Genomic DNA, 21,859 nt, shown 5'->3' on the forward strand with positions numbered 1-21,859 from the left:
CTCCCCTCGTTGGGTCTTGAAGAAAAATTCAGGCGGCGAGGCCGGCCGGCCCGCGCGCGATCGCCACTGCCCCGGTCCGGCACACTTCCGCAAGCCCGATCGGGCGCATCAGGGCACAAAAAGCGTCGATCTTGTCGGCATTGCCGGTCATCTCGAACACGAAGCTCTCGGTGGTGGCGTCCACGACCCGGGCGCGGAAGGCGTCCGCCAGGCGCAGCGCCTCCACCCGGTGCTCGCCCCGGCCGACCACCTTGATCAGGGCGAGTTCGCGCACGAGGTGCGGCCCCTCCAGCGACAGGTCGCTGACCTTGTGCACGGGCACGAGGCGGTCGAGCTGCGCCTTGATCTGCTCGATCACCATCTCGGTGCCCGAGGTGACGACCGTGATGCGGCTGATCCGGCCCGTGTCGTCCACCGGGGCGACGGTCAGGCTGTCGATGTTGTAGCCGCGGCCGGAGAAGAGGCCGATGACGCGGGCGAGCACGCCGGCCTCATTCTCCACCAGCACCGCGATGGTGGCGGTGCGGAACGCGTTTCCTGCTTCGGACATGATGTTCTGCTTTGACTGTCAGGTGACGGAAAAGGGCGAGTTCGGGTCAGGGCCTCAGACGAGGACCTTGCCCTCATCCGTCACGCCGGCGACGCCACCTTCCTGGCCGGGGGCGAGGATCATCTCATTATGCGCGGCGCCTGAGGGGATCATCGGGAAGCAGTTCTCATCCTTGGCGACGCAGATGTCGGCGATGACGGGCCGGTCGATCGCGATCATCTCGCGGATCACGCGGTCGAGGTCATCGGCCGAGGTCGCGCGCATGCCCACGCCGTGGAAGGCCTCGGCCAGCTTCACGAAATCAGGCAGCGCTTCGGAGTAGCTCTCCGAGTAGCGGCCGCCATGCAGCAATTCCTGCCACTGGCGCACCATGCCCATGTATTCGTTGTTCAGGATGAAGACCTTCACCGGCAGGCGGTACTGGCACAGCGTGGCCATCTCCTGGATGTTCATCAGGATCGAGGCCTCGCCCGCGATGTCGATGACCAGCGCGTCGGGGTGGGCGATCTGCACGCCCATCGCCGCCGGCAGGCCATAGCCCATCGTGCCGAGACCGCCCGAGGTCATCCAGCGGTTCGGCTTGTCGAAGCCGAAATACTGCGCCGCCCACATCTGGTGCTGGCCGACCTCGGTGGTGATGAAGGTGTCGCGCCCCAGCTCCTGGGTGATCTCGAACAGGCGCTTGACCGCATGCTGCGGCTTGATGATCGGCCCTCGCTGCGTGTAGGCGAGGCAATCCTTCGCGCGCCACACATCGATCTGGCGCCACCAGCCGGCCAGCGCCTCGCGGTCCTGGGCCTGGGTGTCCTCCTTCCAGGCCTCGATCATCATGGCGAGCACGCGCGCCGCATCGCCCACGATCGGCACGTCCACCTTGACGTTCTTGTTGATCGAGGAGGGATCGATATCGGCGTGGATCTTCTTCGACCCGGGCGAGAAATGGCTGAGCTTGCCGGTCACGCGGTCATCGAAGCGCGCGCCGATGTTGAACATCACGTCGCAGCCATGCATCACGAGGTTGGCCTCGTAGGTGCCGTGCATGCCGAGCATGCCGATGAACTGCGGATCGCTCGCCGGGAAGGCGCCCAGGCCCATCAGCGTGTTCGTGCAGGGGAAGCCCGTCATGCGCACGAAGTCGCCGAGCAGCTTCGAGGCCTCGGGCCCGGCATTGATCACGCCGCCGCCGGCATAGACCACCGGCTTCTTCGCCGCCTTGAGCAGCGCCACCGCCTTGCGGATCTGGCCCATCTCGGGCTCGGTGCGCGGGCGGTAGCTGCGATGCGGCTCGCTGGCCGGCGGCGCTTCGCGGTACGGCGCCTTGTTGATCAGGATGTCCTTCGGCAGGTCGATCACCACCGGGCCGGGGCGGCCCGAGCGGCAGACATGGAAGGCCTCATGCATCACGCGGGCGAGGTCGTCGCTGCGCTTCACCAGGTAGTTGTGCTTGGTGGCGGGGCGCGTGATGCCGGTGGTGTCGGCTTCCTGGAAGGCGTCATTGCCGATGAGATGCGTGGGCACCTGGCCCGTCAGGCAGAGCACCGGGATGGAATCCATCAGCGCATCCACCAGGCCCGTCACGGCGTTGGTCGCGCCGGGGCCGGAGGTCACCAGCACCACGCCCACCTTGCCGGTGGAACGCGCATAGCCCTCGGCCGCATGCACCGCGGCCTGCTCATGCCGGACCAGGATGTGGCGGATGGCGTTCTGCTGGAAGATGGCGTCGTAGATCGGCAATACCGCGCCGCCGGGATAGCCGAAGATGACCTCGACACCCTGGTCCTTCAGCGCGCGAAGGACAACCTCGGCACCCGTCATGGTCGGGGTGGCGGTGTCGGCGTGCTGGGCGGAGGCGGACATGGTTGCGAGATCTTCCCTGGAATGGACGCAATATTCCCGCCCGGAGGCCGCGCGGGGCGCCCCTCTTAGCCCCGCTGCTGCACCGCGTCAACGCGCCAGGGCAAGAAAATCCGCGCAATAATCGAACAAACTTTCTGAATATTGCTCGTTGTTGAGGTATCGCGCATCGAATCTCCGCGCCCAGGGCGCCTCCGCCAAGGCGTGATGGCGGAACCAGGTCGCCTGGCGCTTCGTGTACTGCCCCGTGTTCAGCACCGCCCGCGCCGAGGCCTCCTCCAGCCGCATCCGCCCGGCGAGATGCGCGAGCAGTTCCGGCACGCCATGCGCGCGCATCGCCGGCAAGGCAGGGTCGAGCCCCTGCGCGCCCAGCGCGCGCACCTCCTCCAGCGCGCCCGCCTGCAGCATCGCCGCCCAGCGCGCCGCGATCGCCGCGCGCAGGGTGTCGCGCGGGGGGTCGAGCCAGATGGCGGCGAAGCGCCAGGGCGCGGGCCCCTCCCCGCCCGCCGCCAGCCAGGCGCGCAGCCCCTGGCCGGTGCCGCGCAGCACCTCATAGGCGCGGGCGATGCGCTGGCTGTCGGAGGGGCGGATCGTCGCCGCCGTCTCGGCATCGAGCGCCGCATGCAGCGCCGCCGGCCCCTCGGCGGCAAGGCGCGCGCGCGCTTCCTCCCGCGCCCAGGGCGGCACGGCGGGAATGTTGGCAAGGCCCTGGGTGAGCGCCGCGAAATACATCCCCGTGCCGCCGCAGAGGATCGGCAGGCGCGCCTTCGCCATCTCGGCCAGGGCCGCGCCGCGCCACCAGGCCACCGTGCCCGCCTCGGCCGCCGGGCGCACGCCATAGAGCGCGTGCGGCACGCGCGCTTCCTCCTCGGGCGTCGGGCGCGCGGTGATGATGCGCAACTCGCGATAGACCTGCATGGAATCGGCGTTGATGACCGTGCCGCCGAAGCGCTCGGCCAGGGCCAGCGCCAGCGCGCTCTTCCCGCTCGCGGTCGGGCCGGCGATCAGGATCGCGCGCGGGCGCGGATCGGGTTGCCTATCGCTCATGCGGATGGCACAGGCCGCACACCATGCCCCATGTCCTGACGCTGATCGCGCCGCCCGGCGCGCTCGACCCCGCCCTGCCCGCCCAGATCCGCACCGCGATGGCCGCGATCGGCGCCACCCCCGGCACGCCGGACTGGCTCTCCCCGCAGGAGGCGGTGGACATCCCCTTCACCGGCGCGGCGCCGGAACTGATCCACGCCGCGATCCGGGGTGCGATCGGCGGCGCGCCGGTGGATGCCATCGCCCAGCCCGTGGCGGGCCGGCGCAAGAAGCTGCTCGTCGCCGACATGGACAGCACCATCGTCACCTCCGAGACGCTGGACGAGCTGGCCGCCTATGCCGGGCTGAAGGAGAAGATCGCCGCCATCACGAAGCGCTCGATGAATGGCGAGCTGGATTTTCGCGCCGCCCTGGTCGAGCGCGTGGGCATGCTCGCCGGCCTCGAGATCGCGGCGCTGGAGGCGACCTGGGAAGCGACCGAGATGATGCCCGGCGCGGCGACGCTGGTGGCGACCATGCGCGCGCAGGGCGCCGTCACCTGCCTGGCCTCGGGCGGCTTCACCTTCTTCACGGGCCGCGTGAAGGAGAAGCTGGGTTTCGATCACCACGTCTCGAACGAGCTCCTGGTCGCCGATGGGCGCCTGACCGGTGGCGTAGGCGAGCCGGTCTTCGACCGCAACGCCAAGCTCGCCACGCTGACGCGCCTCGCCAGCGAGAACGCCCTGCCGATGAGCGCCACCCTGGCGGTGGGGGATGGCGCCAATGACCTCGACATGATCGGCGCGGCGGGGCTCGGCGTGGCGTTCCGCGCCAAGCCGGTGGTGGCCGCCGCCGCCCGGGCGCGGGTGGATCATTGCGACCTGACCGCGCTGCTCTTCGCCCAGGGCTACCGGCGCGCCGACTTCGCCTGAACCGGAGTTACCCGGTCAGGAAGATGTCCGCGGCCGTGACGGTCGGGCGCGCGGAGAACTGCATCATCGCGACACCCGCGCCGGCCCCGCTGCCATCGGCATCGAACCAGAGCAGGCCGGAATCGGTCTCGTAGATGAATTGCGGCATGCCGGACGCCGCATTCGCCGCGCCGGTGGTGTTCGAGGTGAAGTTGGCCGCCCCCAGCGCCCCCGCCGCGAGGTTGCCGAAGCCCGTGCGGGCGAATTCCAGCCGGTCCACCAGATGCTCGAAGCCGAGCACGCGGTCGCCCTTCGCCTCCGCCACGCTCGCCCAGCGGAAGCTGTCGGCGAAGCCCGCCGCGCCCGTCAGGCGATCCTCGCCCGCGCCCCCTTCCAGCGTATCGCCGTCGCCGCCGGCCGTGAGCAGGTCATTGCCCGCGCCCCCCTGCAGCAGGTCGGCGCCGGCCTGCCCGTTCAGCACGTCATTGCCATCGCCGCCCTGCAGCGTGTCCGCCCCACCAGCGCCGTTCAGCGTGTCATTGCCGCCAAGCCCGGCAAGCAGGTTATGCCCGGCATTGCCGAGCAATTGGTTCCCGCCCGCATTGCCGGTACCGGTGAGGTTGGAACTGCCCAACAGGCGCAGGATCTCCACCTCCGCCGCCAGGGTCAGGCTCAGCGACGCGCGCATCTCATCGCGCGTACCCCCGCCCGCCACTTCCACGACGATGTCGAGCAGGTCGCGGATGACGTAGACATCGTCGTTGGCCCCGCCCACGAGGCTATCCGCCGCGCCCGTGCCGCCATCGAGCGTATCGGCGCCGATGCCGCCCAGGAGCGTATCCGCCGAATCCCCGCCAATCAGCACATCGGCGCCGCCGAGGCCGGTGATCAAATTGGCCAAGGTATTGCCCGTGATGGTGTTGCCGCCGTCATTGCCCGTGCCGTTCACGGCGCTGTCCAGCAGGACCAGCCCCTCGAAGCCATTGGCCAGGGTGAAGTCGATGCTGGAGCGCACCGTGTCCACCCCGCCACCGCCGGTCTCGCTCACCACATCGCCGGCGTCGTCAACCGTGTAGCTGTCATCGCCGAGCCCGCCGAACATGCGGTCCACGCCCGTGCCGCCATCCAGCACATCATCGCCATCGCCGCCCAGCAGCCGGTCATTGCCGGTATTGCCCTGCAGCCTGTCATTGCCGAGCCCGCCATCCAGCGTATCGGCCCCCGAATGCCCGACGATGAAGTTCCCCGCGGCATTCCCCGTGCCGGTGGCGTTCGCGCCATCGAGGAAGATCAGGTTCTCCACATCCGGAAGCGCGGCAAGGCTGTAGCTGGCGAGGAAGGTGAGCACCGCATCCACTTCGCTGCCGGGCACTTCCACCACCTGATCGCCCGGGTCGTCGACGTAGTAGAGATCGGTGCCCGCCCCACCCACGAGGCTGTCCGCGCCCGCGCCGCCATTGAGCGTGTCTGCGCCATCGAGCCCGATCAACGTGTCGGCCAGCGCCGTGCCCGTCAGGCCATCGGGGCCCGCCGTGCCGGTCCGCACCACAGCCTCCAGCACGTCGCTGACGCTGATGGTGAATCGCTCCTGCCGCGACAGGCCGCCCGCATCGGTCACGGTGATGTCGAGGGCCACGCTGGCACCGGCCTCGAAATCGAGGCTGACGCCGGGCTTCAGCCGCAGCGTGGTGCCGGAGATCTCGAAGCGCGCGTCGGAGACGGCCCAGCTATGGGTATCCCCGGCATCGGGATCGACCACGCCGAGCGTGCCGATCACGGCGCCGGCCGCGTTCTCGACCACCGTCGTGGCCGAGAGGGTGATGTCACTCGGCACGGTATTCACCGGTGGGGCGAAGCGGCCGAAGAACACGCCAAAGCCGGAACCGTCCTGCGCCCGCGACTGCCAGGCCACCACCGCATCGCCATCCGAATCCAGCGCGACGGCCGGGTTGGTCTGGGTGTCGGCCGTGGTCACGTTGACCCGGAACTCGCCCCCCAGCGCGCGCCCGTTCGCGGCGTAGCGCTGGCCATAGATGCCGCCACTCGAACCATCCTGGCCCTCGGACACCCAGGTGACCAGGAAGTCGCCATCCGCCTCCATCGCCACCGCGGCCGTGGACTGGCTGCCCCGCGTGGTGGTGTTGACGCGGAACTCTGCCCCCTGCGCCACACCCGCGGCGTTGAAGCGCTGGGCATAGACCCCCTGGCCCGAGCCATCCTGATAACCCGACTGCCAGATGACGACGAAGTCGCCATCCGCATCCATCGCCACCGCCGGGATGCGCTGCTCGCCGGCGGTGCGGGTGTTGACCAGGAACTCGCCGCCCTGCGCCACGCCGGCGGCGTTGTAGCGCTGCGCGTAGATGCCCGCGCCGTTGCCATCCTGGCCGATGGATTGCCACACCACGACGAAGTCGCCATCCGAATCCATCGCCACGGCCGGGGCAAATTGGTCGTTCGCGGTGGTGGTGTTGACGCGGAACTCCCCCCCCTGTGCCACACCGGCGGCATTGAAGCGCTGGCCATAGGTGCCCTCGCCTGAGCCATCCTGGCCACGGGACTGCCACACCACGACGAAGTCGCCATCCGAATCCATCGCCACCTGGGCCAACATCTGGGTATCGGCGGTCGTCGCGTTGACCCGGAACTCGCCCCCCTGCGCCACGCCGGCCGCGTTGTAGCGCTGTGCGTAGATCCCGTAGAGCGCGCCGTCCTGGAGCCCACCCTGCCAGACGACGACGAAGTCGCCATCCGCATCCATCGCCACCTGCACCTGGCGCTGTTCGCTCAGGATGGTCGTGTTGATCCGGAACTCGGTGCCCTGCGCCACGCCGGCCGCGTCATAGCGCTGGCCGTAGATCTCGAAGCCCTCCGATTGAACCGGGCCACGCGACTCCCAGACGACGACGAAATCACCCGACGCGTCCATCGCCACGGATGAATTCTGCTGGTCGTTCGCTGTCGTGGTGTTTGCCTGGATCTCGTCCGCCACCGCCCTGTCCCTTCCCTTTCTTGTCAGCCGATCGCCGCCCAGAAACCCTGGTCGGGCAGCGCCAGCGCGCCGCGATGCGCTGCATCCGTATGGTTGAGAATCCCGTGTCGCCCCTGGCCCGGCAGCAGCGCGAGATCCGAGATCTCCTCCGCCCCGCCCAGAAAGGTCAGCCGGCCCAGTAGCCGCCCGCTGGCGCGATCCAGCGCGCTGACGCCGCAGAGCAGCGCCTGCCCCCCGGCCTCCACCGCCAGCGGCGCCTCCCCCGCGCCGCGCCGGTCGCGCAGGCGCGAGGTGCCGACGAAGAGAATGTCGCCCATCGCGGCCAGCCCGCGCACATAGCCGGGCAGCCGTGCCAGCACCTGCGCCGTGCCGCGCGCCGCATCGACGCGCAGCACCTCGCCGGCGCCCGAATTGAGCAGGTAGAGCGCATCGCCCAGCAGGCGCGGCGAATGGGGCATGTTCAGCCCGCCCAGCACGACGCGCCCCTCGGGCACCGCGAGCAGCACGCCCCCGCTGGCGCGCCCGTCTCGCCAGCCCTCGGGCGTATCCGTCGCGCCGAGCGCGGTGGCGAAACGCGGCTGGCCGGCCCGGTCCAGTGCCATGCCGTTCAGGTGGCAGCGATCCTCGGGCACCAGGTCGGTCAGAAAGGGCGGGCGCCAGAGCGGCGTGAAGCTCGCATCGTCATCCAGCCGCGCGATGCAGCCGAAGCGCGTCGCCACGCCCAGCACGCCGGCGGGGGCGAAGGCGATGTCATGCAGGTCGATCTCGCCGGTGAAGGAGACACGGCGCGGCAGCCACAGCCGGGCATAGCGCCCCGGCGCGCGGGGATAGCCGGGGGCGAGGCTGTCCGCGGCGGCCAGCACCACCAGCTCGTTGCGCGTGGCGATGGCGAGGCGCCCGGCGGCGCAGGCCACACTCATCGGCTTGTCGAAGGCGCGCGGGAGCACGGAGACTTCGCCGCCCGCCACCGAGACAAGAATGACGCTGCCTGCCTGGTAGCTGGCCAGGGCGAGGGTCACGCCGAGCCCGCCGAGCAGGCCCGCCATCTCGCCTTCGATCCGCACGGCAAAATCGCCTTGCGGGGCGCGCCGGGGGCTGCCGTCCACCCCCGCCTTCGGCATATCCATGCCGGTACCGCCTGCTGGCCCCACGCCCCCCGACGGGGCGCAGGTTGGAACGCCTCACAATCCTGTGAAGCGTTCCTTTACATCATCGCCCTTCGGCAGCGTCAAGCGAGGCGCAGGGATCAGCCCGGCGCGCCGCGCTGGGCGGGCGGCGGGCTGAGGCGCAGCGGCACCCAGCGCTGGCCCTGCGCGCTTTCGATCAGCAGCAGCGCCGTGGCCCGGCCCTGGCGGCGCAGGCGTTCCAGCCGCTCCTGCACCTCGGCCGGCGTGCTCACCCGCTCCTGCTGCACTTCCACGATCACGTCGCCCGCGCGCAATTCGCGCTCGGCGGCGACGCTGTTCGGCGTCACCTCGGTGATGACCACGCCGCGGCTTTCCGCGCGCAGCGAGAAGCGGTCCCGCATCTCGGGCGTGATCGGGCCGACGGTGAGACCGAGGCCGGAGAGTTCAAGCGTGGAGGGCCGCGCCGCCGGGGTGGGCGTCACGGCGGCCTGCTGCGTCTCCGAGGGCAGTTCCGCCACGGTCACCGTCACCGTCTGCTCGCGCCCGTCGCGCCAGACCACGACCGGGACCGAGGTGCCGACATTGGTGTCGGCCACGATGCGCGGCAGGTTGCGCATCTCCCGCACCTCGGCGTTGTTGAAGCGCAGGATCACGTCGCCATTCTGGATGCCGCCCAGCGCCGCCGGCCCGCCTTCCTGGGCGCGGGCGACCAGCGCGCCGCGCGCGCCCCCCCGCAGGCCGAGGCTCTCGGCGATCTCGTCCGTCACCTGCTGGATGTTCACGCCGAGCCAGCCGCGCCGCACCCGGCCCTGGTCGCGCAGCTGCGCCGTGATGTTGCGCGCGAGGTTCGAGGGGATGGAGAAGCCGATGCCGATCGACCCGCCCGAGGGCGAGTAGATGGCGGTGTTGATGCCCACCACCTCGCCGGCCAGGTTGAACAGGGGCCCGCCTGAATTGCCGCGGTTGATGGCCGCGTCGGTCTGGATGAAGTCGTCATAGAGGCCCTGGCGGATGTCGCGCCCGCGCGCCGAGACGATGCCCGCGGTGACCGAGCCGCCGAGGCCGAAGGGGTTGCCGATCGCCAGCACCCAGTCGCCGACCTGGGCAGTGTCGCTGTCGCCGAAGCTCACGAAGGGCAGCGGGCGCTCGGGGGTGACGCGCAGCACGGCGATGTCGGTGCGCGGATCCGCGCCCACCAGGGTGGCGCGCAGCGTGGTGTTGTCCTGCAGCACCACGTTGATCTCGTCGGCGCCCTCGATGACGTGGTTGTTCGTCACCACGATGCCCGAGGCGTCGATGATGAAGCCCGAGCCGAGCGACTGGCCGCGGCGCGGCGCGGGCTGCTGCGGCCGGTTGGGCTGGTTGGGCTGGGCTTGGCCGGGCGGGCGGTTGCGTTCGAGGAAGTCGCGGAAGAACTCCTCGAAGGGGCTGCCGGGCGGCGCCTGGGGCACATCCGGCGCGTCCGGGCGCTGGCCGGGGCGCGGCGCGGCGGCCGGGGCGGTGGTGGTCTGGATGTTGACCACCGCCGGCAGCAGGCGCTGGGCGAGCGGCGCGAAGGAGGAAGGCGCGCCGGGCGGCGGGATCTGGGCCAGGGCCGGCGCCGGCGGCGCGAAGCTCAGCGGCGCGGCCAGGAGGGCAGCCATCAGGGCGGGGGCAAAGCGCAAGGGGGCAACCTTCTTGAGGGAGGAGGCATCGGGGTCGTGGGCGACCCTTACGCCCTACATTGGCATGGCTGGGGCCGGGGGGAAGGGTGCCGGCGCGTCACGCTGTGTCACGCCGTGCTTCGGGTTGCCTTGGCACCTGCGGGTATTCCAGGATCAAGGAGCCCCGCCGCGCTGGTCAGGGCGGGGAGTCACGGAGGCGACAGCATGGCCACTGAACCCGCGGCCGCGCCGCCCTGGCTGCGTCTCCTGCGCTTTCCGCTGACCCGGGTGATGCTGCTCGGGACGCTGATCCTGTTCCTGATGGGCTGGACCGAGAGCCGCATCCAGGCCTTCGCGGATCGCCCCGCCCTCGGGCTCGGCATCGCCATCGCCATGGCGCTGGCGGTGCTGGCGGCCTATGGCGCCTGGGCGCGCTTGATCGAAGGCCGCGCCGTGACCGAACTCGCCTTGCCGGGCGCGTGGCGCGAAGGGGCGATCGGCGCGCTGATCGGCGCGGGGCTCTACACGGGCTGCGTCGTGCTGCTGATGCTGCTCGGCATGTATCGGATCGAGGGGCTTAACCCGATCACCTACATGATCCCTGCCGCGGCGATGGCGGTGAAATCCGGGGTGTTCGAGGAATTGCTGTTCCGGGGCGTGCTGTTCCGCTCGGTCGAACAGATGGCCGGAAGCTGGATCGCGATCATCGTCTCCTCCCTGGTCTTCGGGCTGCTGCATCTGATCAACCCCGGCGCCACACTGGCCGGCGCGATCTACATCAGCATCGAGGCCGGGCTGTTGCTGGCGGCCGCCTATCTGGTCACGCGGCGGCTGTGGATCGCCATCGGCTTCCACATGGCGTGGAACTACGTGCAGTCGGCGGTGTTCTCGGGGATCGTCTCGGGCGGCGTGGCGCTGCCGGGCCTCTTCCAGGCGCGGATCGACGGGCCGGCCTTCTTCACCGGCGGCAGCTTCGGCATGGAGCAATCGGTGTTTGCGCTGGTGCTGTGCACGGGCGCGGGGGTCGTCATGCTGGCGATGGCGAAGCGCCGCGGCCACCTGCTGCCGCCGCCGTGGCAGCGCGGAGGATGAGCGGCGGTGCCTTTCGGCCCGTCACTCCCACTCGATCGTAAATTGAGCATTCAGGAATTTGATATAATTTACCTTTTTCGGTCGACATTCGCCCAATACCGTCATCGATACCGTCACCTACACTGGCTGACGACGCATGATGCCAGCGACGGTATCACACAAAGCGCCATGCCGAGGGTATCGACAAAGGAAGTCGCTCTGAAGCCCTGGACGGATAACGCGCGAGCCCGTGCCGTTCGGGTGCAGCGCACACGCCTTCGGATACAGGGTCACGATGTGTCCTATCATTCCAAGGCGTGGAACCGTCGCGCGACGATGCGCGTGGATGCCAACCCGCTTCTTCCGGCAGAGCCGAGGGCATCGTCGTCGGACCTTGAGGCTTCGCCATAAGCGATACGTCGCGCGGCCATCGGAGGAGTCCTTCACCTGCGACATTCTGCGACGCTCAGCGAAACCTTTGTCATGCGCCTGTCGCCCAGGAGCAAAGCGGGCAGGTCACCTTCCTCCCATCGCCCATGCACCGGGCGAGAAGGAGAACGCCTTGACGCAAACCCTGAACCGCAACTCCCGCTTCGCCCTTGGCGCCACGACGGCGCTCGCCATCCTCGGCGCCATCGCCACGACCGCGAAGGCGGACGGTCAGCCGGTGGTGTCGCTTGAGCCCGTCTTGCTCGGGCGGACTGGCTTCATGATCTACTCCGACCGGCCGTCCTCGGTCGTGACGCTTCCGGTCCGGCGCGTCGTCACGAACGGCGAGAACGTCGAGGTCGAATACGACACCTCGGCCGCCCCGCGCATGGTGGTGTCCCGCCCGGTCGCGCGCATCGTGGGCAGCGGCGAAAACATCAGCGTGGAATACGATGACGCTGCCGGCGCGAACATCCCGCATGCCATGCCCAACGTCGGCGGTGGGCACAACGCGGCCCTGTGGAACCTCAACTCGCTGCCGCGTTCCCTCCGGTGAAGGCGGCGATGCCCGAGCGTTGATCGCTCGGGCATCGCCGACGCGGATCACGCTGCTCCCGCAGGAGCGCGCGGATTGGTCTGGATCAACGCCCTCCGCCCATGTGCCGGAGGGCGTCGTCGCATGCGCGGCCTGGCTCAGCCTTGAACCGAGAACTCGGTCATCATGCCCGTCGCGAGATGCGGCATGTGATGGCAATGGAACATCCACCGCCCTGCCGTGGCGAATTCCATCGCGAGCGTTACGCGCTCCATCGGCGGGACCTGGACCGTGTCGCGCATCGCGCCGGCGAAGCGCTGCGAGCCCCATCCCACGACCTGGAACACCGTGCCGTGGATGTGCATCGGATGCGCCATCATCGACGCGTTGGTCATCGTCAGCTCGACGCGCTCGCCACGGCGTGCCTCCAGCACCCGGTGCCGCCCCCAGGGACGCTCGTCGATGGACCAGGCATAGGGCGCCATCCCGCCATTGAGCGAGACCGACAGGCTGCGGTCGGCGCGGCGAGAGGGCAGCGGGTTCGTGGCGTGCAGCCCGAGCTCCTGCCGCCCGTCGAAGGCCGGCGCCGATACGTCGGCATCCTTTGCGATCCGCGCGACGGAGGCGCCGGCCGTCGCGAGGATCAGCCCGGTGCGCTCGCGCGCGCCTTCCCGCAGCGCGAGGATGGGGAAGGCGCCGCCCTCGCTGGGCAAAGCGAGCAGGAGGTCGACGCGCTGCGCCATCGCGAGCGCGAAGCGCGTCGTGGACTGCGGACGGAGCGGGTGGCCATCGACCGCGATCACCGACGCCGGCAGCATCCCGGTATCGATCCAGAACACCGTCGCCGCCGCGCCGTTGATGATGCGCAGAAGCACGCGGCCGCCGCGCTCGACCCGAACAACCTGGGGATCGGACAGAGTCCGATCGTTCGCGAGGTAGGCGTCGAAATCGATGTCGTTGAGGTCGGGCGCCCCCATCGGCATGCCGGCATGCGGTGCCGGGCTGGGCTGCATCCCCGCGTGCGGCGCGCCGCCCATTGCGTGGGGCGCGGCACCGCCCGCCCCGAGCCGCGCCAGGATCTCGGCCAATGGGGCGAAGGAGAAGTCGTGCAGCATCATCACGACTTCCTGGCGGTCCGCACGGGCATCCTCGGTGCTGCGCACGATGTGCGGTGCCGCCAGGAGACGCATCTCCTGGTCCGGCACATGGGCGTGCATCCAGTGGGTGCCCGTATTCGGGACAAAGTCGAAGTCACGCGCCGCACCTGCCGCGATCAGCGGCAATGGCGCGTCGGGCACGCCGTCCTGCGCGAAAGGCGGTGTCTGGCCATGCCAGTGTATGATCGTGCGCTCCGCCAGCCTGTTCTCAAGACGTACTCGGAAGCGCTCGCCCGGCTGCTGAACGAGGCCGTGCCCGCCATCGGCGCGCAACAGGCCCAGGACCGTCGCGGCGCGGCCGTCGATGTCGAGGGTGCGGGTGGTCGCGCGGATGACCGTGGGCTCGGTGGCGGCCTGCAAGGGGCGGCCAGGCGCGCTCCAGGCGGAGAATGTGAGTGCGGCGCCTCCGCTCATCAGGGCGCGTCGGGAGAGGGTCATGTCTTGGCTCCGTTGGACAGCGGCCCCAGTGTGTCCATCGTCAGAAGACCCGCAGTTGAACGGCCTGCTACAAAGTGTTGCGCCTCGCGGCGCCGCATCGGCCGGCCGTCGGCGCCGAGCCAGCGTCCGGCACAGAGCCAGGGCCCCGAGAGCCCTCCCGGCCCTGAGGCCGAAGCCCGCCATAGAGCATCCGAAAAAGGAACTCATGCCAAGCGTCGCGTGCCTCGCGCCCGGCCTTCAGGACCTGCGTCACCGCCGCAAGCGTATCCTGCTCGGCACGCCGCATCGCCGGCGCCACATCGCGCCTGGCCCGTATGCGCCCTTGCCGCACCGCGTCCGCCACGAGGGCGAGGCCCCCCATCCAGGGTGCGAAGCGTTCCGAGAGCAAGTAGCGGCTCGTGCGCATCGGGTGCAGCCAGCGCGCCATCGCAGCGCCCGCGGGATTCGCCGCCACGCGCATCCATGGCGCGACGAAAGCGCCGTAGGCGGCGTCGCTCCATGCCGAGACCTCGCGCACGCGTTCGAAAGCTGCCGGCGGCGGATCGAAATGGAGATCCTCCACCCGGCGCTCGAGGAAGCCGACTGCGTATTGCGGCCGGCGGCAATCGGGATCGCCCGTCGGATTGTCGATCGTCAACTCGTAGCGCCCCGGGGCAAGCCGCGCCACATCGTCGAGCGCCTCAAGGATCGCGCGATGCTCGAACCGCGCCACGGCGGCGGAGACGAAGATGCCCAGATGGCCGACCTTCGGGTTGAGCAGATAGACGATGCGCTGCCCCGCTCGCTTCAGATCCCCGGTGTCGCGGTAGACGCGCGTGATCCATCCGAGTGCCTGGTGCGGCGGCGTGATGTTGTCGCCCTCCGATGCGAAGACGACCAGCGGGCTGCTCAGCGCCCGCAAGTCGAGCTGGACGCCATCACCGAGGTCGAGCACGCCGCGTTCGAGATCGTTTCCGATGAAGAGCCGCCGGACGATGGCGGTGATCTCCTCGCGGCTCAGGGCATAGAACGCGTTCCACCAGCGCTCGAAAGTCAGGAACCGGTCACGTTCGCCTTCGGGGTCGAGAAACAGCGGGAGGTACTTCTCCCACAGCGCGTTATCGGGCTTCAGCCCCTCGAAATTCTGCACGAGCCAGGCACCATCGAACTGGCCGTCGCCGAGATCGGCGAGCAGCCGCACCGGCCAGAGGCCACCGGAAAGGCCGCCCGCGAGGCGCATGGGGTTCACGCCTGGCTCCCCTGACCAGTAGGACAGCGGCGATCCGTTCAGGACGATGGGTCCGAGCGGTCCCTCGCAGTGCAGTGCCACCAGCATCGCCGCCCAGCCACCCTGGCAATTGCCGTACAGGATCGGCGCCCTGCCGGCGTGCCGCGCCGACACGGCATCCACGAAGCGGCGCAGCGCGTGCAACACGTCGATCAGGGTCTGCCCCGGACAGGGTGCGGGAAAGAAGCTCACGAAATAGACCGGGTAGCCCTCGTGCAGCGCGAGACCGAGTTCGGAGTCGCGCCGCGTCCCGCCGATGCCCGGGCCATGACCGGCGCGCGGGTCGATCACGATCAGCGGCGGCTTGGCGGGGTCGAGGCAATGGTCGGCCTCGTCCTCGCCATAGGCCGTGATGCGCAGCAGGGCGTAGTTCGCCGGGCGATCGAAGCGCCGCGCATCGAGCAGCGTCTCATGGCGGAAGGCCAGGATGTCGGGCGCGCCAGCACTCATCTGCCCGAGAATGTCGTTGGCGCGCTCGCGCAGCACGTCCCAGAACAGGATGGTTCGCTGCCACGCATCGAGCGCGTAGCCGACCGCATCCGCGAGGCTGGCGACCGTCGGCGCCTCGCTCGGGGCAGTACTGTCGAGGTCTGCCATCAACGCGCCCTTCCGTTCCTGGCGACGCCCCGCGCAGGTGGCTGCGCCGTCACCGCCCCATCGCGCCCGCCATCGGGCCGGGGCCGTTTCCCGGAATGACGAGCCAGGCGAGCGCATCCACCGTGCGCCGCTGTGCCTCGTCGAGCGCGGGCAGGAGCGCGCCGGCCGCCTCCCGGCAGGTCCGCGCCCGCTCGAGCTCGGCCGCCAGGCGCGATTCCGCCGCGGCGAGGCGCCCCTCGAGCCCGGCGGTGGGGCCGGGCATGCGCGCGATCGCTTCGCGGTAGCGAGCCGCGGCGTCGCGGATGCGCCCGCTGAAGGCGTTCCAGGCCGCTTCCTGCTCGGACCGGATTCGCAGCTCGGCGCGCAGGAACGCCAGTCCGCCCTCGACGCGTTCGGCGAGCATTTCGTGAAGCGGGCCAGCCATCGCGGCCGCACCGCCCATGCCCGCCATCCGGCCCATGGCCGGACCGCCCTGCATGCCGCCGGGCATCGCGCCGCGCATCATGCCAGGACCGGGCGCGCCGGCCGGACGATCGGCATCCTCGACCTGGAGATGTATCCCGGGTCCAACATTGATGATGACATTCATCGGCGCGCCAGAGGCGCCATGGTGACGCATCATCCCCATGGCGGGCGGACGCCCCTCGCCGCCCATCATGCCCATCATCCCCATCATGCCCGTGCCCCCGGGCGCCGCCGGCGCCGGCGCGGGGGTCGATTGCGCCGATGGCGCGGTGGCGGCGGGAGGCGAGCCCGAAGGGTGGTGGGGATCAGCGGGCGGCGCCTGTTGGGCGACAGCCGGCACGGCGAAAATCAGGGCCGTGATGGCGATGGCGGCGCGGACTGGGTGGTTGGTCATGGTGTATTCCTTCTCTCTGAAGCCGCGCGCTTTCTCTGGCGCGGGACTGGCGGACCCGGCCGATCCGGGTTCGGGCGCGTGTACAGGCTGGACGAGCGGATCATCGCCTGCCCGCCCGGCCGCCCAGCGCCCGGCGCGCGGCCAGCAGTGCGAGCGGTGGCAGGACAATCCATTGCAGCAGCGGGGCAAGGCCTGTGCCGACCACGGGCAAGCGGGGCATCGCAGCGGCATAGGCCCAGTTGCCGCGGATCTCGACGTTCAGCCATTCGCTGTAGACGGTGTAGGCGACCCCGATCACCAGAGTAGCCGCCAGAACCCGCCCGAAGCCCTGGTCCGGCCAGTTCGGTTCGCCGGCAAGTACGAGAGACGAGGACAGTGCCGCGATCACGATCAGCGCGTCCCCGGCCGTACAGTGCAGCACGGCGAAGGCGATCTCGCGCGTCGTGCCATCGCTCCAGAGCGTGTAGAGCGGCAATTGAAGCAGTTCCCACGCCAGCATTGCGGGCACGATCCGGACGAGCGTCGCGCGCATCATGGCCAGCCAGCCCGGCGCAGGCATGGCCGCTTGGTGGTTCGACATCGCCGAATGCCCGTCCGATCATGACGCCGCGGCGCCGCCACGCGCGACATCGGCCCGCAGCGCGGCCAGCCGCCGTTCCCCCTGTCGGCCCAGCAGGCGCGCATTGATGGCGACCACGACGGTCGAGAGCGACATCAGCGCCGCGCCTATCGCGGGCGTCAGCAGCACGCCCCAAGGCACGCCGATGCCGGCCGCGAGCGGGATCGCCACGACATTGTAGCCGGTCGCCCAGGCGAGGTTCTGCGCCATCCGGGCATAGGTCGCGCGCGCCAGTGCCAGGATCGCGACGACATCGCGCGGGTCGTTGCGCACCAGCACGATGTCGGCGGCCTCCGCCGCCACATCCGTGCCTGCACCGATCGCGATACCGAGGTCGGACTGCGCCAGCGCCGGCGCATCATTCACGCCATCCCCCACCATCGCGACGGTCAGGCCGCGGGCCTGGATGGACTGCACGACCTCGGACTTCTGGTGCGGCAGAACCTCGGCACGCACTTCGTCAAGGCCAAGCGCGCGGCCGACCTGCTCGGCGACAGGCCGCGCATCGCCCGTGAGCATCATGCAGCGCAGCCCGAGTGCGCGCAGCTGGCGCACTGCTTCGCGGCTCTCGGGACGAACGACGTCGGCAAGCGCGACCGCGCCGGCAAGAGCCCCGTTCGCCGTGACGAACACCACCGTCCGGCCCGCGTCCTGCTCCGCCGTAACGCGGGCATCCCCGATCTCCACGCCGCGACGGCGGAGCGTGCCGGGGCTGACAACCTCGACCTCGATGCCCTCGATCGTCGCCCGGGCGCCTTCGCCGGGCAGGTTTCGGAAATCGGTCGCTGCGGGCGGCACGATGCCGCGCGCCTCGGCGCCGCGCAGGATCCCCTTTGCAATGGGATGCTCGGATGACGATTCGAGCCCGGCCGCGAGACGCAGCACCGCAGCCTCATCGAATCCGGCAGCGAGTGGGATTACGGCCGCGACGCCGAAGCGGCCTTCCGTCAGCGTACCGGTCTTGTCGAACACAACCACCTGAAGCGCTCGGGCCCGCTCGAAGGCCGCGCGATCACGGATCAGCAGGCCGTTGCGCGCGGTGAGCTCAGTGCTCACGGCCACCACCAACGGCACCGCGAGGCCAAGCGCATGCGGGCAGGAGATGACCATCACTGTCACCATCCGCTCAAGCGCGAAGGCCAGCGGTGCGCCGAACAGCAGCCAGATGACGAAGGTTCCGCCGCCCACCCCGATCGCCACCCAGGTCAGTATGGCGGCCGCGCGGTTGGCGAGGTCCTGCGTGCGGGACCGCGTGGCCTGCGCCTGCTCGACCAGACGGATCACCTGCGCCAGATAGGTCTCCCCGCCGGTGCGCTCGATGCGCACGGTCAGGGCGCCCTCGCCATTGACCGCACCGCCGACGACACGCGCGCCCACAGCTTTCTCAACCGGGCGGGATTCGCCGGTCAGCATGCTCTCGTCCATCGAGGACCGACCCTCGGTGACGACCCCATCGGTCGGAACCTTCGCACCAGGCCTCACCAGTACGAGGTCGCCCGGCCGGAGTGCCGCAATCGGCACCTCCTCCTGTGTGCCGCCATCGCCAAGCCGTGGCGCCGTCGCCGGCATCAGGCGCACCAGGGCCTGAAGCGCACCGGAGGCGCCCAGCACCGACTTCGCCTCCAGCCAGTGACCGAGCAGCATCACCAGGATGAGGGTCGCGGTCTCCCAGAAGAAGACGTCGCCCGGCAATCCGGCGAGCACCGCGAGCGAATAGACGTAGGCGGAGACGATGGCGAGGCTGACAAGCGTCATCATGCCGGGCTTGCCGCGCCGCAACTCCCCCGACAGGCCAGCGAGGAACGGCCAACCACCGTAGAAGAAGACCGCACTTGCCAGCCCCGCCTCGACCCAGACGCTGCCAGGGAAGGCCACGATGCCAGGCAGGCCCACAAGCATCTGGATGTGCTGCGACAGCACCACGACCGCGGCGGTCAGTGGCAGGCATATCCAGAAGCGACGACGAAAATCGGCGACCATCGCGCCGTGGTCGTGACCAGCCTCGCCATGGCCGGCAAGACTGCTGTCCGACGCAGGATGCGCCGAGTGGTGGTGGTGATGCGTTGCGTGATCGTTCATGCCCGATCCACCGTTACGTCGGTTGTGCGACATCCCCGTCATGGCGCGGTCCGCGATCCGGACGCAGTGTTCTTCCACCTCGGGATCCACGCCGGGACGCGCCGCGCCCAGGCTGCGTGCTGGGCGCCAAACCGGGCTGCGGCCTGTGCCTCCTCGCGTGAAGCGAGGCGGAGGTACATGACGAGCAGCACCGGATACATCGCCAGCGTGAGGAGCGTCGGCCACTGGAGAAGGAAGCCGGTCATGATCAGGATGAAGCCCGCGTATTGCGGATGGCGAAGTCGCGCATAGGGTCCGGCGGTCGCGAGCGTGCCAGACCGGACCGCCCGGTACAGAACCGGCCAGGCCGCAGCGATCAGCCAGAACCCGAGGACGATGAGCACCGTGCTGAGCACGTGGAACGGACCGAAATGCGGGTTGATGCCGGGGCCCGCCACCATCTCGAGCAGGTGGCCGCTGTCATGGCTGAACCAGTTCACCTCCGGCCAGCGTGTCTGCAGCCAGCCCGCGAGCAGATAGATCGTCAGGGGGAAGCCGTACATCTCGGCGAACAGGGCGATGATGAAGGCCGAGAACGCGCCGAAGCCGCGCCAGTCGCGCACGTCAAGCGGGCGTGCGAAGCTGTAGGCGAAGCCGATGAACACCGCCGCATTGACGGCTGCCAGGAGCCAGAAGCCGTACTCGGTGGGCGGAACCATCACGGCTTCCCCGCACCGCCGCCACCGCCGTGGCCGCCGTGTCCCCCATGCATGAAGATGTGCATGAGAGGGCACAGCAGGATCAGCCCGAAGGGCAACCACTGCAGCACATGCGCGGTGTGGCTGAACAGCAGGTAACCGGCGACCGCGACCGCGAATATGCTGAAGGCCAGACCCGTGCGGGTGCGCCAGAACGATTCCGCGGTCGGTTGGCCGGCGGGTCCATGCGAATGCTGCGGCATCTCTCTCACTCCGATCGTTGCGCGGGCGCCGGCTGCCCGGATGCGCCGGCTGAATCGCCAGCGCGTGGCGGACGCTGCGTCACCTGCCTGTCGGTGGGGCCGGCCCGGACCGCTTGGCCCGCCGACGGCTGGACCGCCGGCGCATGACCCGGGATGCGCGCCTGCGGTTCAGGGATTCCCTGCGCCGCCGCCTTGAAGGGCGCGGCCGCGGCATTCAGCAGGCTGGCACAGCATTCCATTTGGATGGCCATGACCGCGAGTGGATGTCGCGCTTCCGCGATCTGGCTGCCGTAGGCGGCAAGCCGATCGAGCGCGCGCTGCGTCACGCCGGCCTGCGCGTCTGAGAATGCCGCAGTCATGGTCTGGAGCCGCGCGGCAATGTCCAGCGTCAGCGCAAGCGGATCGAGATGCCGGAGATCACCCGGCGCTGCTGGCAACCTCGGTTCCTGCTGCATCATGCACACTCCCTTCCATCACAGGGCCGGCAGGAGCATTGCCGGGCCACAGTGGAACAGACGGTGCCGGGACCGCTTCCTTACACGTTCCGTTCGGCAGGCGAAGGACAGGCCCAAGGGTCGAAATGTCCGTTGTCCGAACAGGCGTCGCAGTGCGCGAGGAGCGCCGCCCGCAGGGCCGCCCGCGCACGGTGCAGCCGCACACCGAGTGCATTCGTTGTCACGCCGAGACGCTTCGCCTGCGTAGCGCGGTCATCTCCGTCAAGATCGATCGCGCGCAGGAGCGTGCGGTCCTCCGGCCGCAGCCGTCCGAGGACATCGTGGAGGCAGTCGCAAGGCTCCTCACGACGAAGCGTCGGATCCTGCGGCAGCGTGTACTCGCTCCGCTGCGACAAGGTGCACGGATCATCCGACCGAAATCTACGGCGGTCAGCCGCTGCCGAGCGCCAGTGATCGGCGACCGTGTTGCGCAGAAGGGTTGCCAGCCAGCCACGCACCGCCTCGACATCGCGGAGTTGTGGTGCCCGAGCGAGCGCGCGAAGGCAGAAGGCAGCCATGATCTCGCCGGCAGACTGCGCATCGCCTTCGCAGCGACGCGCTACCCACCGGCGGATCTTCTCGAAGTCGGCAACGAGTACCTCACGCACGGCGGCGTCCGCGGTGGGCGGTGCGGCCAAGTCCGTCAGCCGATCTTCGAGGGCGTACATGGGCCGTTCGCGTCCGGTCAGCGCGCCGGCAGCCGTGCCAGCATCGCACGCATTTGGGCGATCTCGCGCTCCTGCGCGGTGACGATCTCCTGCGCCAGCTGCCGGATCTCGGGATCCTGCCCGTGCTGGAGCACGATCCGCGCCATGTCGATCGCACCCTGGTGATGCGGGATCATGCCCGCGACGAAATCGCGATCGGCGTTGCCGCTGTACTGGATCGCCATGTCGCGGTGCATCTTGTCCATGGCAGCAGCGAAGGCCTGCGAGGACGGCGCGGACGCACCCGGACCCGCCGGCTGCATGCCCTGCTGCATCGGCATCTGGCCGTGCTGCATGCCAGGCATCATCTGCCCGCCAGGCATGCGGTGGCCAGGCGGCATGCCTTGCGCGAGCACATAACCAGCGCCACCGCCGGCAAGGGCAGCGACTGCCGCCGCGGCGAGGATGGAACGACGCATCTCGAACTCCTTCATGGTCTCGGCACCTGATCGGTGACCCCCTGAAGGTCGGCCCCGCGCATGTCCTGCGCATCAACACAGTGTGACAAAACATGAATGCAGCGCGCCGGCCGACACCGGATGTTGGACGGCAGGATCGACGCCT

The 21,859-nt window shown here is 69.7% G+C and carries 19 protein-coding genes; 3 read left to right on the plus strand and 16 right to left on the minus strand.

The genetic code is table 11. The annotated features are described in order from the left end of the window. Positions 1–28: 28 nt before the first annotated feature. From ilvN to miaA, 3 genes are all read right to left on the minus strand, one after another. Complete coding sequence (gene ilvN, locus AC2D9U_RS14180) at positions 29–550, minus strand: acetolactate synthase small subunit (protein ID WP_484750017.1); 522 nt, start codon at positions 548–550, stop codon at positions 29–31. Between the two features lie 54 nt (positions 551–604). Further along, positions 605–2,407 (minus strand): acetolactate synthase 3 large subunit, encoded by a 1,803-nt coding sequence (locus AC2D9U_RS14185; RefSeq protein WP_484750018.1) that lies wholly within the window; start codon positions 2,405–2,407, stop codon positions 605–607. A gap of 87 nt (positions 2,408–2,494) precedes the next feature. Then, positions 2,495–3,451 carry a tRNA (adenosine(37)-N6)-dimethylallyltransferase MiaA gene (gene miaA, locus AC2D9U_RS14190; protein ID WP_484750019.1) on the minus strand — a complete coding sequence of 319 codons (957 nt, stop codon included), beginning with the start codon at positions 3,449–3,451 and terminating at the stop codon, positions 2,495–2,497. A 23-nt stretch (positions 3,452–3,474) separates the two neighbouring features. Between miaA and serB the strand changes: the two genes are divergently transcribed. Continuing rightward, positions 3,475–4,362 (plus strand): phosphoserine phosphatase SerB, encoded by an 888-nt coding sequence (serB, locus tag AC2D9U_RS14195; protein WP_484750020.1) that lies wholly within the window; start codon positions 3,475–3,477, stop codon positions 4,360–4,362. Positions 4,363–4,369: 7 nt separating this feature from the next. Here the strand turns inward: serB and AC2D9U_RS14200 are convergent, their stop codons facing one another. The 3 genes from AC2D9U_RS14200 to AC2D9U_RS14210 all read right to left on the minus strand — a co-directional run bounded on the left by AC2D9U_RS14200 (position 4,370) and on the right by AC2D9U_RS14210 (position 10,103). After that, positions 4,370–7,333, minus strand: a complete 2,964-nt coding sequence (locus tag AC2D9U_RS14200; RefSeq protein ID WP_484750021.1) for a hypothetical protein — start codon at positions 7,331–7,333, stop codon at positions 4,370–4,372. Between the two features lie 23 nt (positions 7,334–7,356). Then, a complete protein-coding gene (locus tag AC2D9U_RS14205; RefSeq protein ID WP_484750023.1) occupies positions 7,357–8,460 on the minus strand; it encodes a TIGR03032 family protein in 1,104 nt (367 codons plus the stop codon). 119 nt (positions 8,461–8,579) lie between these two features. Continuing rightward, positions 8,580–10,103: a DegQ family serine endoprotease gene (locus AC2D9U_RS14210; protein WP_484750025.1), complete on the minus strand. Its 1,524-nt coding sequence runs from the start codon at positions 10,101–10,103 to the stop codon at positions 8,580–8,582. Positions 10,104–10,328: 225 nt separating this feature from the next. Here AC2D9U_RS14210 and AC2D9U_RS14215 point away from each other — a divergent pair, with 225 nt between their 5' ends. Together AC2D9U_RS14215 and AC2D9U_RS14220 are read left to right on the plus strand one after the other, a co-directional pair. Beyond that, a complete protein-coding gene (locus AC2D9U_RS14215) occupies positions 10,329–11,195 on the plus strand; it encodes a CPBP family intramembrane glutamic endopeptidase (RefSeq protein WP_484750027.1) in 867 nt (288 codons plus the stop codon). Between the two features lie 541 nt (positions 11,196–11,736). Beyond that, positions 11,737–12,159, plus strand: a complete 423-nt coding sequence (locus tag AC2D9U_RS14220; protein ID WP_484750029.1) for a hypothetical protein — start codon at positions 11,737–11,739, stop codon at positions 12,157–12,159. A 137-nt stretch (positions 12,160–12,296) separates the two neighbouring features. Here the strand turns inward: AC2D9U_RS14220 and AC2D9U_RS14225 are convergent, their stop codons facing one another. The 10 genes from AC2D9U_RS14225 to copM form a co-directional block, all read right to left on the minus strand. Continuing rightward, positions 12,297–13,733 (minus strand): multicopper oxidase family protein, encoded by a 1,437-nt coding sequence (locus AC2D9U_RS14225; RefSeq protein ID WP_484750031.1) that lies wholly within the window; start codon positions 13,731–13,733, stop codon positions 12,297–12,299. Positions 13,734–13,800: 67 nt separating this feature from the next. After that, on the minus strand, positions 13,801–15,597 hold the full coding sequence (locus AC2D9U_RS14230; RefSeq protein WP_484750033.1) for a DUF3141 domain-containing protein: 1,797 nt from the start codon (positions 15,595–15,597) through the stop codon (positions 13,801–13,803). Positions 15,598–15,646: 49 nt separating this feature from the next. After that, the gene (locus AC2D9U_RS14235; protein ID WP_484750035.1) at positions 15,647–16,261 is read right to left on the minus strand and encodes a Spy/CpxP family protein refolding chaperone; all 615 of its coding nucleotides are present in this window, start codon (positions 16,259–16,261) and stop codon (positions 15,647–15,649) included. 295 nt (positions 16,262–16,556) lie between these two features. Further along, on the minus strand, positions 16,557–17,036 hold the full coding sequence (locus AC2D9U_RS14240; protein ID WP_484750036.1) for a hypothetical protein: 480 nt from the start codon (positions 17,034–17,036) through the stop codon (positions 16,557–16,559). Between the two features lie 18 nt (positions 17,037–17,054). Then, positions 17,055–19,244 carry a heavy metal translocating P-type ATPase gene (locus tag AC2D9U_RS14245; RefSeq protein ID WP_484750038.1) on the minus strand — a complete coding sequence of 730 codons (2,190 nt, stop codon included), beginning with the start codon at positions 19,242–19,244 and terminating at the stop codon, positions 17,055–17,057. Beyond that, positions 19,193–19,852 (minus strand): methyltransferase family protein, encoded by a 660-nt coding sequence (locus AC2D9U_RS14250; RefSeq protein ID WP_484750039.1) that lies wholly within the window; start codon positions 19,850–19,852, stop codon positions 19,193–19,195. Before AC2D9U_RS14250 ends, AC2D9U_RS14245 begins: the two co-directional genes overlap by 52 nt. Further along, positions 19,852–20,094 (minus strand): DUF2933 domain-containing protein, encoded by a 243-nt coding sequence (locus AC2D9U_RS14255; protein ID WP_484750041.1) that lies wholly within the window; start codon positions 20,092–20,094, stop codon positions 19,852–19,854. Before AC2D9U_RS14255 ends, AC2D9U_RS14250 begins: the two co-directional genes overlap by 1 nt. Positions 20,095–20,099: 5 nt before the next feature. Next, on the minus strand, positions 20,100–20,552 hold the full coding sequence (locus tag AC2D9U_RS14260) for a hypothetical protein (RefSeq protein WP_484750043.1): 453 nt from the start codon (positions 20,550–20,552) through the stop codon (positions 20,100–20,102). Positions 20,553–20,629: 77 nt separating this feature from the next. Continuing rightward, complete coding sequence (locus tag AC2D9U_RS14265; RefSeq protein WP_484750045.1) at positions 20,630–21,256, minus strand: RNA polymerase sigma factor; 627 nt, start codon at positions 21,254–21,256, stop codon at positions 20,630–20,632. A gap of 17 nt (positions 21,257–21,273) precedes the next feature. Then, positions 21,274–21,729, minus strand: a complete 456-nt coding sequence (copM, locus tag AC2D9U_RS14270) for a CopM family metallochaperone (protein WP_484750047.1) — start codon at positions 21,727–21,729, stop codon at positions 21,274–21,276. Between the last annotated feature and the right edge of the window lie 130 nt (positions 21,730–21,859).

This window comes from Roseomonas sp. TF40 (assembly GCF_057219975.1).